Source organism: Streptomyces sp. sk2.1, assembly GCF_008120935.1.
Lineage (GTDB): Bacteria > Actinomycetota > Actinomycetes > Streptomycetales > Streptomycetaceae > Streptomyces.
In genome coordinates this window covers 1,081,135-1,092,211 of record NZ_RDBO01000077.1, presented here as the reverse complement: position 1 = coordinate 1,092,211, position 11,077 = coordinate 1,081,135, and the positions used below count along the sequence as shown (strand labels likewise).

At 71.9% G+C, this 11,077-nt stretch carries 8 protein-coding genes and 1 pseudogene; 2 read left to right on the top strand and 7 right to left on the bottom strand.

Annotated features, from left to right (window positions below):
- Nucleotides 1-129: 129 nt before the first annotated feature.
- The 3 genes from EAO76_RS32095 to EAO76_RS44915 form a co-directional block, all read right to left on the bottom strand.
- Nucleotides 130-1,224, bottom strand: coding sequence for an alpha/beta hydrolase family protein (locus EAO76_RS32095; RefSeq protein ID WP_148839389.1), 1,095 nt, complete (start codon nt 1,222-1,224; stop codon nt 130-132).
- A gap of 125 nt (nt 1,225-1,349) precedes the next feature.
- Nucleotides 1,350-2,606 carry a serine hydrolase gene (locus EAO76_RS32090; RefSeq protein ID WP_148839387.1) on the bottom strand — a complete coding sequence of 419 codons (1,257 nt, stop codon included), beginning with the start codon at nt 2,604-2,606 and terminating at the stop codon, nt 1,350-1,352.
- A 151-nt stretch (nt 2,607-2,757) separates the two neighbouring features.
- Nucleotides 2,758-2,982 carry a hypothetical protein gene (locus EAO76_RS44915; protein ID WP_187438856.1) on the bottom strand — a complete coding sequence of 75 codons (225 nt, stop codon included), beginning with the start codon at nt 2,980-2,982 and terminating at the stop codon, nt 2,758-2,760.
- Nucleotides 2,983-3,273: 291 nt separating this feature from the next.
- Between EAO76_RS44915 and EAO76_RS47780 the strand changes: the two are divergent.
- A pseudogene (locus tag EAO76_RS47780) lies at nt 3,274-3,462 on the top strand (helix-turn-helix transcriptional regulator); the annotation flags it as partial.
- 354 nt (nt 3,463-3,816) lie between these two features.
- Nucleotides 3,817-5,889, top strand: coding sequence for an XRE family transcriptional regulator (locus EAO76_RS32080; protein WP_316248392.1), 2,073 nt, complete (start codon nt 3,817-3,819; stop codon nt 5,887-5,889).
- A 51-nt stretch (nt 5,890-5,940) separates the two neighbouring features.
- Here EAO76_RS32080 and EAO76_RS32075 read toward each other — a convergent pair whose 3' ends face one another.
- The 4 genes from EAO76_RS32075 to EAO76_RS32060 form a co-directional block, all read right to left on the bottom strand.
- Nucleotides 5,941-6,495: a GNAT family N-acetyltransferase gene (locus tag EAO76_RS32075; RefSeq protein WP_148839381.1), complete on the bottom strand. Its 555-nt coding sequence runs from the start codon at nt 6,493-6,495 to the stop codon at nt 5,941-5,943.
- A gap of 38 nt (nt 6,496-6,533) precedes the next feature.
- On the bottom strand, nt 6,534-8,756 hold the full coding sequence (locus EAO76_RS32070; RefSeq protein ID WP_148839379.1) for an MMPL family transporter: 2,223 nt from the start codon (nt 8,754-8,756) through the stop codon (nt 6,534-6,536).
- Nucleotides 8,757-8,939: 183 nt separating this feature from the next.
- Nucleotides 8,940-10,403 (bottom strand): hypothetical protein, encoded by a 1,464-nt coding sequence (locus tag EAO76_RS32065; RefSeq protein ID WP_148839377.1) that lies wholly within the window; start codon nt 10,401-10,403, stop codon nt 8,940-8,942.
- Between the two features lie 79 nt (nt 10,404-10,482).
- Nucleotides 10,483-11,077, bottom strand: a 595-nt coding sequence (locus tag EAO76_RS32060) for a phospholipase domain-containing protein (RefSeq protein ID WP_148840429.1), incomplete at its 5' end; no start/stop codon positions are given.

The following is an 11,077-nucleotide window of genomic DNA, read 5'->3' as shown; positions in this document are numbered from 1 at the left end:
GTGCGGGGCCCGATCCCTCCCCCGATCCCGGATCGGACCCCGCCGCCGGTCCCGGTGCCCTCCCGGGCCCCGGCCGGGGGTGACGGACCCGCGTACGCGACGCGGGCCCGCCGCCTCCGCCGGGCCGGTTCAGCCGGCCCGGTCGAAGGAGTCCTGGAGCCGGGGGACGTAGTCGGCGATGGCGGGTGCCCAGCAGCCGTAGTTGTGTCCGCCGTTGCAGGTGGGCGAGAGCGACGAGCCGTTGCCGTAGTCGACGAGGCGGCTGCTCAGGCCGAGCTTGTCCATGCGGGCCTTGACGTTCCTGGAGGCGATCGCGGTGAAGTGGTCGATCAGGTCGTTGTCGCCGGTGTAGAGCGTGACGTCGGTGTCGGCGAGCTTGGCCAGGTTGACCGGGGCGGCCGGGTCGATCGCCTTCCAGATCCGGTCCGCGTCGAGGATCGGGTACGGGGAGCCGAAGATCGCGTCGCTGTCGACGACCGGGCCGTAGCCCGTGCACTCGCCGGTGCCGGGCGGGGTGGAGCTGCTCACGGCGCACCAGGCGCCGGGCAGGTTGAGCTCCGTGGCCAGGACCGCCGCGCGGACCTCCGCCATGCCGAAATCGATGCCGCCGGACAGCGAGGCGACGTGCCCGAAGAGGTCGGGGCGGGCCTCGCCGTAGTGCAGGGCGCCGAAGCCGCCCATCGACAGGCCGACGACGGCCCGGTGGTCCCGGTCGGCGATGGTGCGCAGGTTCGCGTCGATGAAGGGAACGACCTGTTTCAGATGGAAGGTCTCCCAGTTCGCCGCGCCCTCGGCGGTCTTCTGCATGAGCCAGTCGGCGTACCAGCCCTTCCGGCCGCCGTCCGGCACGACGGTGATCATCGAGTCCGAGCGCAGTGCCGGGGCGGCCGCGGCGTCGTCCGGGTTTCCGGGCCCGCCGTGCAGGAAGTACGTCACCGGCCAGCGCTTGCCGGGCTCGCTGCGGTAGCCGCTGGGCAGGAAGATGCGGATCTTGCGCGGTCCGGCCACCTGCGAGGTGGTCACGGTGATGGTGAAGTCGTTGTCCGAGTGCACCTCGGTGCCCCCGGCGACCTGGGTCAGGCCGAATCCGTCGGACAGCACCGGAGGAGGGGCGGCGCCCTCGGCGTGTGCGAGCGGGGTCGCGAGGGTCGCGGTCATGGCCAGCGCGGCGGCGGCGACGGCCGTCCGGGTCCGGGTCCGCCAGGTGGTCGGCTGCGTTCTCATCGGGTGTCCTCTCCGAGAGCGGGGCTCTCACGGGTGAGTGGGGGTCGGCCGGGTCGGGGCCGGTCCGGCGGCCGGGGCCTGTCGGCGGGCCGGCCGCGCGGGGGGCTCCCTTCCGGTCGCGGTGCTCAGAGCGCGCAGAACGCGTCCGTCATGGCCTTGCCCGTGTGGGCCTGCCCCGGCGTGCCGCCGAGCAGATGGAACTCGTTGTTCGCGTGCGCCACCTGCTCGGTGCCGTCCTCGCTGCTCAGCCACTCGCTGAAGTAGCCGAGCACCGCGCCGTTGTGTCCCCAGGCCGACTTCCCGCAGGACAGCTTCATGCGCTCGATGCCCAGCCCGTAGCCGACGTCGGCGGTCACGGGGACGGTGGTCTTGAGCTCGGCCATCTGTGCGGGAGCCAGGAGCTTTCCGGTCATCAGCGCCCGGGAGAACGCGGTCAGGTCGTCCATGGTCGACACCATGGCCCCGGCGCTCCCGAAGACCTGCACGTTGGAGACCGTGCCGTCGCTGATGAGGATCGCCCGGATCACGTAGCCGCGGAGGTGGTTGCCGTAGATCGCGGGGTCGGTGGTGGGGAAGCTGGTGTCGCGCAGGCCGAGCGGTTCGATGATGCGCCGCTGGATCTGTGCGGCCGAGTCCTCGCCGGTGACGGCCTTGATCACCATGCCCGCGAGCACGTAGTTGGTGTTGGAGTAGTCGAACTTCTCGCCCGGCTCGGCCGCCGGCGCGCGCATGCCGAGGGCCACGTCGACCAGGTTCTGCGGCGGGTAGACCTCCCTCGGGTTGGTGTTGAGGAAGTACGGGCCGTTGATCTGCAGGGACTTGAAGTAGTCGGGCAGGCCCGAGGTGTGGTTGAGCAGCTGACGGATCGTGATCTTCGAGCCGTCGTAGCCGTTGGCGGCGACCGCGCCCGGCAGCCACCGTTCGACGGTGTCGTCCAGCGAGAGCTTCTTCTCGCCCTCCAGCTGGAGCAGCACGGTGGAGACGAACGCCTTGGTGTTGCTGCCGATCCGGAACTTGGCCTTCGGGTCCGCGGGCGTCTTGGTGGCGCGGTCGCCGACGCCCGCGTGGACGTACTGGGTGGTGTCGCCCTGCCGGACCATGCCGATCACGCCGGGGTATCCGTCGGCGACCCCCTGCTGGGCCCCGGCCTGCAGGATGTCGGCCGGGGTCCGGGCGGCGGCCGGGGAGCCGGTGGACGAGGAGCCGGTGGCCGGGGCGGCGGCGACGGCCGGGCCGACCCCGGTCATCAGGAGGCAGGCCGCGGTGGCCGCCGGCAGCAGTCGGCGCCAGTGTCCGCGCGGCGGCGAGGGGCGCCGGGCCGCGCCGTCGACGCCCGCGTCCTTTGTGCCCGTCGGGATGCGGGCCCCGGAAACATCACGCATGCTCATTTTCTTTTCTGTCCCTCTCAGTTGGTCGGTCATTCCAGCTGTTCGGTAGAAGTCGAATTCGTTCCGGACGCCGTGACGTCGTGACGTCGTCCGGGACGGCGGTTTCGCAGGATCGCCGCCGTACGGACACGGACGGCCCCAGGCCCTATCGCTGGCAGGCGGCCGCGATGATCAGCAGGAGGACGACGATTCCCAGCACCGGGAGGCATCCGCCGCCCTCCGGGTTCTTCCGGTTGACCTCCACGTGGCCGCCGGGGGGAATTCCGGGGTGCTGTTTCTCGTAGTGTTCGAGCTGACGGTCCGCCCCCTGGGACTCGCTGAGCCATGGCGTCTTGAACCCGCATTCGCCGCACCAGAACCGATATGCCATGTCAACTCCTCATATGTCCGTAGCAGGAGAAATTCGGGAGAGGCGATCAGGTCCGGTGCCGGGCCCGTCCGGCCCTGCGGTCCGTCCCGGTCCGTCGCCGGCCGGCCGCGTGTGCCATCTGCTTCTCGGAGGTCCTGCGGTGTGCATCGCCCCGCGTCGGCGCACCGACCGGGCACCACTGATCGTGGCGTTCGCGCTGCTCGGGGAACAGGCCATACGACCGGCCATGCGTGACCGGTCGTCACGATAGGCTCATGACCGGCCGCGCTCGGTGGTGGAGAGGATGTCCAAGTGGCGGATCAGCTGGGCACGTTGTTGCGTCGGCTGCGCACCCGGTCGGGACTGACGCAGGAGCAGATGGCGGAACGGTCCGGAGTGAGCGTGCGCACCATCCGCAGACTGGAGACCGGCAGATCCAGCGATCACCGGCTGGGTACGGTGAATCTGCTGGCGGACGCCCTGGAGGCCGGGCCCGAGGACCGCCAGAGACTCGTGGCCATGCTCACGGGAACGCGGAGCGCGCCCGATTCCGGGGAGACCGGGACGGCCGAGGACTCCGCCTCATCGAATTCCACGGCGGATTCCTCAGCGGGTCTCTCGACTGATTCCGCGACCGCACCCGCTCCCGCTCCAATTCCCATTCCCGTTACCGTTCCCACGCAGAATTCCGGGCAGGATTCCGGCCCGGATCCCGAAAAGGCTTCCGAAAGGGACTCCGGACGGGACTCCGGACTTCACCCGGAACCGGGCCTCGGGAAGAAGTCCGGTCCGCGGTCCGGTCCCGGCCGTTTCGCGTCACCGTTCCGCAACCCCCTCGTCGCCGCCGCCGACGAATTGGCGCAGGAGATCAGGCGCCGTTGGCAGCGCGAGGAGGAACACCGCCGGGTCCACGACCCGTTTCCGCTGCCAGTGCGCTGGCAGGACGCGCCCGACTCCCTGACCGACCATTCGGCGAACATCCAGCGGCTGCCGCCGGGAGCGACGCCGGACCGGATGGACCTGAGCGGCGACCTCGGCAGCGTGGCCGAGGTCTACCGGCGGATCGACTCCGGGCGGCTGGTGGTCCTCGGCCGGGCCGGGTCCGGCAAGTCGATCCTGACGATCAGGTTCGTCCTGGACCGGCTGGAGGCCCGGGAGCCGCACGACCGGGTGCCGGTGATCTTCGGCATCGGCTCCTGGGACCCCACGGCCGTCGCGTTGCGGGACTGGCTGATCGACCGGCTGGTGCGCGACCACCCCCATCTCACCCGCCGGGCTCCCGGCGGGTCGACGCTGGCCGGCGCGCTGGTCGACGCGGATCTCGTGCTGCCGGTCCTGGACGGCTTCGACGAGATCGCGGAGGGGCTGCGGAGCGCGGCCCTGGAGGAGCTCAACTCCACCTCGGTCCCGCTCGTCCTGACCAGCCGGCGCGACGAGTTCGCCGAAGCCGTCCGGGAGGCCGGGGCCCCGCTGGTCTGGGCCGCCGGTCTCGAACTGACCGACCTCACCCTCGACGACCTCGACGACTACCTGCCCCGGACGGCCCGCCGGGTCCCCCGCGACGACGGGAGCACAGCGGTCTGGGGCCCCGTACTGGACCGGCTGCGCGCCCGGGAGGACGGGGAGGCCGTTCCCCTGGCCAGGGTCCTGAGCACCCCGCTCATGATCATCCTGGCGCGGACGATGTACAGCGAGGCGCCCGACCGTGATCCGGTCGAGCTGCTGGACACCGGGCGCTTCCCCGACGAGAACTCCCTGGAGGAGCATCTGCTGGCGGGCTTCGTGCCGACGGTCTACCGGCGCCGCGTCGCCGAGCGGAGCGCCGCCGGCCGCCGGGAGCGGCACCGCGACCCGGAGCGCGCCGAGCACTGGCTCGGCTACCTCGCCCACCATCTGGCCCGGCTCGACCGCGACCAGCAGGACCTCGCGTGGTGGCGGATCGGCGACTCGCTCCGGCTGTCCACGCGGCTGCTGTCGGTGGTGGTGGCGTCGGCGCTCTGCGTCACCCTCTCCGAGTGGCTCATCAACCTCGTCAACCTGCCGTTCCCGATCGGTCAGGGCCTCCTGCTGGGCGGTCTGATGGGGACGGCCGCCGGTCTCGCCTTCGGGTGCGTCCACGCGGTCCTGGCCCGGTTCGGCACCACGGCCTTCGAACCGGCCCATGTACGGCTGCGGCTGCCCGGCGCGGGCACCGGTGTCGGCCGCAGACCGGTCCGTACGTTCACCGCCCGGTTCGGTGCCGTGCTGCTGGGCGGCTCCGTGATGGGGGTCGGCTGCGCGTCCGCCTTCGCCCTCCAGCGCTGGCTGTTCTACGGAGTCCCGCTCGCGAACGAGCTGGTGATCAAGGGCACGCTCATCAACATGCTGCTCTTCGGCCTGATCTTCGGGGCGGGTGCCGGGCTCGTCTTCGGGATCCTGGCCGCGCTGGAGGCGCCGCTGGACGTCGCCTCCGCGGCCACCCCGGCCGGTCTGCTGGCCTCGAACCGCGCGACGGTGCTCCGGCAGGTCCTCGTACTGGCGCCGATGCTCACCCTGGTCATCGCGTTCGGCGGGGGCCTGGTCACCGAGTTGTTCGACGGCATCCTCGGCCCGCTGATCTGGACCTCGGCGGACGGGCTCCTCATCGGTGCCATCGGCGGGCTCGGCGGCACCTGCTCGTACGCGCTCTCGTTCACCGCCTGGGGGCGGTGGCTGGTCCTGTCGCGGGTGTGGCTGCCGATGACCGGCAAGCTGCCCTGGGACACGGTGGCCTTCCTGGACGACGCCTACCGCCGGGGGGTGCTGCGCCGGGCCGGCGCGGTGTACCAGTTCCGCCACATCCGGCTCCAGCACCACCTCGCCCGCTCCTACCGCGAGCACCGGCGCGAGTACGCACCGGCCAGGTTCGGCACCGGGACGCAGAAGGCACCGGCGGCCCGCAGCGGATGAGCCGAGCGGGAAGGGCGCGGCGCCCGTTCGACGGTGCGCCGCGCCCCGTTCTCAGTCCTTCCGCGCCCGCCACTCCGGGGCCAGTACGGACCAGATCTCCGAGTCGTGCCGCTCGCCCCGGTACGGGTAGCTCTCGCGCAGCACCCCGTCGCGCTTCATGCCGAGCCGCTCGGCCACGGCGATGCTGCGCCGGTTCGCGGCGGAGGCGACCCATTCCACCCGGTGCATGCCGCGCTCGTACACCGCCCAGTCGATCAGCTTCCGCGACGCCCGGGTGATCAGGCCGCGCCCCTGCGCCGCCGGTTCGAGCCAGCAGCCGACCTCGCAGTTCCCCGACTCCGCGTCGAAGATCCGGAACAGGACGCCGCCGACCAGCGTGCCGTCCAGCCAGATGCCGTAGAGCCGGCCGGTGTCGGTTGCCTGCTTCTGCGCGTACCTTCCGAGCAGGGCGCGCGTCGACTCCAGGTCGGTGGCGAAGGACGCGAAGGGGATCCAGGGATCGACGAGTTCCCGGGCCCGGTCCATGTGGGCGAGGAACTCCTGCGCCTGCCAGATCTCCAGCGGACGCAGTTCCGCTCCGTCGTCACCCAGGGATACCGCGAACATCATGCTCCTTCTCGAACTTCTTGGACTTCCCGGACCGCTCACACGGTCTTCGCGGCCTCCACCGCCCCGTCCTCGGCCGGTTGTGCCGCCTGCGGGATCCTCGCATGCGGCACCGGCCGCTCGGGAGGCTCGATGCTGATCCGCGGCAGCAGCCGGTCCAGTCGGCGCGGCAACCACCAGTTCGCCCCGCCCAGCAGATGCATCAGGGCCGGGACCAGCAGCGTGCGCAGGACGAAGGCGTCGAGGGCGACGGCGGCGGCGAGCGCGATGCCGAACATCGCGATGACCCGGTCCCCGCTGAGGACGAACGCGAGGAAGACCGAGATCATGATCACGGCCGCGGAGTTGATCACCCGGCCGGTCTCGGCGAGGCCGACCCGGACCGCCCGCCGGTTGTCGCCGGTCTCCAGCCACTCCTCGTACATCCGCCCCACCAGGAACACCTGGTAGTCCATGGACAGTCCGAAGAGCACGGACACCATGATCACCGGCAGGAACGGTTCGATGGGGCCCGCGCTGCCCAGTCCCAGCAGCTCGCTCCCCCACCCCCACTGGAAGACCGCGACGACGACCCCGAACGAGGAGGCCACGGCGGCCACGTTCATCGCCGCGGCCTTCAGCGGGATGCCGATCGACCGGAAGGCCAGCAGCAGGAGCAGGCAGCCGAGCCCCGTGACGACGCCGACGAAGAGCGGGAGCTTGCCGACGATGATCCCGGCGAAGTCGTCGTAGCTCGCGGTCACTCCCCCGACGTGGGCCTGGAGCGAGGTGTTCTGCGCGGCCTGCGGCAGCACGTCCGCGCGCAGCCGGTCGACGAGTTCGCTGGTCCGCTCCGACTGCGGCGACGTCTTCGGTACGACGGTGACGAAGGCCGTTTCGCCGTCGGCGCTGTACGTGACCGGGCCGGCCGAGGCCACGCCCTCGGTGGATCGCAGCGTGGCGGGCAGCCCGTCCATCGCCAGCCGGTCGTCCGCGCCGTCCAGCCGGGCGACGATCGTCAGCGGCCCGTTGACGCCCGGCCCGAAGCCGTCGGCCAGCAGGTCGTACGCCTGCCGGGTGGTGGACGAGGCGGGGTTGTTGCCCTGGTCGGCGCTGCCCAGGTGGAGCGAGAAGGTGGGCAGGGCCAGGACCAGCATCACCACGGCGGCGATCCCGCCGAGCAGCTTGGGGTGGCGTTCGACGAAGGCGGACCAGCGGGCGGCGAAGCCGGTGGGGAGCTCGGGCTGCGGCCCGTGCTCGGCGAGTCTGCGCCGCTCGCGCCGGCTCAGGGCCCGCGTCCCGATGAAGGACAGCAGTGCGGGGAGCAGGGTCACGGACGCGGCCACGGTCAGGACGACGGTGAGCGAGGCGGCGATGGCCACGCCGTTGAGGAAGCCGAGCCGCAGGATCAGCATGCCGAGCAGGGCGATGCAGACCGTGGCCCCGGCGAAGACCACCGCCCGGCCGGTCGTCGCGACGGCGTCCTGCGCCGCCTCGGTGACCGTCAGGCCCCTGCGCAGCCCTCTGCGGTGTCTGGTGACGATGAACAGCGCGTAGTCGATGCCGACGCCGAGCCCGATCAGCATGCCCAGCATGGGGGCGAAGTCGGCGACGGTCATCAGGTGGCCGAGCAGCACGATGCCCGCGTAGGCCGTGCCGACGGAGACGAGGGCGGTGGCGATGGGCAGCATGCTGGCGGCGAGCGAACCGAAGGCGAGGAACAGGACGACCGCCGCGACGACGACGCCGACGGCCTCGCTGAGGTGGGCGGACGGCGCTTCGGTGAGGGCGACCGCCGAGCCGCCCACCTCCACCTGGAGGTGTTCGCCGGCCGCCGCCCTCGCGGTGTCGACGAGGGCCTGCGCCTGGGCCACCGGGATGTCGTCGACCTGCCGGTCGAAGGTGACCGTGGCGTAGGCGGTGCGTCCGTCCTCGCTGATCTGCGCCGCGCCGGCGGCCCCGTAGGGTCCGGTGACCGAGCCGACGCCGGGCAGTTCCTCGACCTGGTGCAGGGTCCGGGTCATCGTCTGGCGGACGTCGTCGGCCCGCACGGTGGAGTCGGTGGTGTGCCAGACGATGGTGTCCGTGTCCCCGCCGAGGTCGGTGAAGCCGTCCGCGAGGAGTTCGGTGGCCCGGCCGGACTCCGTGCCGGGCACCTCGTAGTCGTTGGAGTACGCGGAACCCGCGAATCCCGCCGCGGTGGCTGCTCCGCCGAGGGTGAGGAGCCAGATGAGGACGGCGATGAGGCGGTGCCTGATGCACCAGCGGGCGATGGCGGCCACGGACGTGCTCCCTGCCGGTTCGTGGCCCTTCGTCGGGACAAAGCATGAATTACCCGCAAAGAGCGCATGACCTGAGAACTGCCACTCTGGCAGCCGATCGTGATCGTTTGCCCCTTTCGTGGTGTTACTCACAACGGTCGCAGGGGCTGCCGAGGTCCCGGGTCGCAGCGTCCTCCGGCCGCCTCACTCGGCCCGTTGCTCCTCCGCCTCCAGCTCTTCCTCGAACTGCTCCTCGATCTCCGCGATGCCCTTCGCCACGGTCTCCGCCAGGTGGACGGGGCAGGTCAGCAGCTCGCTCCCGAAGCCCTGGCCGGGGTCCGGGCCGGGGGCGGGGCATGCGTCGGGGTCGTAGAGGTGCGCGATGTGCGCCGGGCGGTCGGACGTGCGCCCATGGCCGTCCGCGTGGTCGCACGCGCCGCCGGGCAGGGTGGCGGCGGCGGTGCGGAGGATGTCGAGGATCTCGCGGGCGATGCCGTACGACAGCTCCAGGGAATCGGCAGCCGTGCCCATCAGGAGCAGCAGGACGGTCCGGTCGAGCGCGGGTCCGTCCGGACCGAGCCGCTCGTACCGCCGGGCCGCCCAGAGCGCCGCCTCCTCGGAGGCCGTCTCGTCCTTGAACGGGACATGCCGCTCGCTCAGCGGCTCGATGTCGAGCCGGCCGTCGGGGCGCAGGTACACCCGGTCCAGATGTGCCGTCTCCCGGGTGCCGAAGAGCCTGTCGACCGCTTCGCGCAGATGGTCGCGGGCCTCGACGGCGAGGGCGCGCAGGAAGGTGGTGCAGGTCCATGCCTCCAGCGAGGCGCCGTATCCGTCCGCGTGTTCCTCGCGCAGGAGGGTCCGGCCGCCGGGGCTCTGCAGGTGGATGCCATCGGTGGCCTGCTCCTCGCCGCCGGAGCGCAGTGCCGGGTGCTCGCCGTCCTCGTGCGCGCAGGCCCCGTCCGGCAGCAGCGGCAGTACGGACTCCAGGCCCTCGATCATGTCGTCGAGCAGCGACCGCTGCCTGATCCGGCCCGACCCCGCGTACCAGCAGTTCGCATGGGCGACGACGACATAGCCGGCGAGAGCGGCCCGGGAGAGATCCCTGTTCGGTACGGCGTGGAGGTCCAGGTCCCAGAACGGGTCACCGTTCGGATAGTCGTTGAGCACGCTGCCCAGGCTGCGGATGTGCCGCTGGTGGTCCTCGGGGACGATCCCGGGGATGCCGTCCGTACTGCCCGGCAGGATCACGTCGGCGGCGATCCGCGCCCATCCGGCGGCGTTGCGGGGACATATCTCGGCCTCGTCCCACTCATCGAGCGGAATCTCGACGTCCGGCGCGGCGAACAGCCCGTCCGCGTCCGTGTCCCACTCCTCCAGACTCTCGGTGTACGGATGGGCCTCGTGCCCGCACCCACCGGCCCGGAGAACCTGCTCGTCCAGGGCCGCGGCGGCTGCGCCGAGCGCGTCCACCACGGCCCGCTCGACGGCCGTGCCGCGTCGTTCGAGAACGTACCGCGCCATGCCCACCAGCCCGAAGGCCAGCAGGACCGCCTGCTCGCCGTCCGGTTCGGCGGCGAGCAGGCGGGCGCACTCCAGGACGACGGGGTCCGCCTCCTCGGGGGCGGACCCCTCCGTGACGTCGAGCCATTTCTCGATCAGTTCGGTCATGATCGAGGACACGCGGGCCGCGCCGCGACGGTTCCGACGAACACCGAACTCCCGTGCGAAAGAACTTCCGGACGGTCCGTCAGCCCGAGACGCTCGCCCGGCCGTTCTCGATGTGCCCCATCAGGCGGCGCCGGAAGGACTCGTCCCCCTCGACGGTGACGGCCAGGTCGTACCAGCCGTGCGCGTCGGCCGCCGAGTGCACCACGGTGCGGCTGCGCCCCGGCTTGACCTTGACGGTCCTGGACCAGCCCCGCAGGTCCGCCTCGTCCACGTACCCCAGGGGGCGCACGACGAAGGTGAGCACCGTGCTGCCCGTGTTGCGCAGGGTGAGGTGCAGGTCCCGCTCGTGGGCGTCGATCCGCGAGGCGACCTCGGCCCCGGCCGACGCGCCGCCCTTCGCGGGCCCGGCGAACTCGCGCCGGAAGCCGTTCGGCCCCGTCACCGTGAAGCGGTACGCGTCGCCGGCGAGCGGCACCGTCCACCGGTCCGCGCCCCGCACGTCCCGGTGCTGCGGCACGGGGAACTCGCCCGCGTACGGGTACAGCGCGAAGTGTGCGGACGAGCGGCCCGTGTTGCCGAGGTCCACCCGTACCGCGCCGTCCACCAGCTTCGCCTGCGCGTCCGGCTGGTACGGCAGCGGGCGGGCCGCTCGTCCGCACACTTCGCGCTGTACC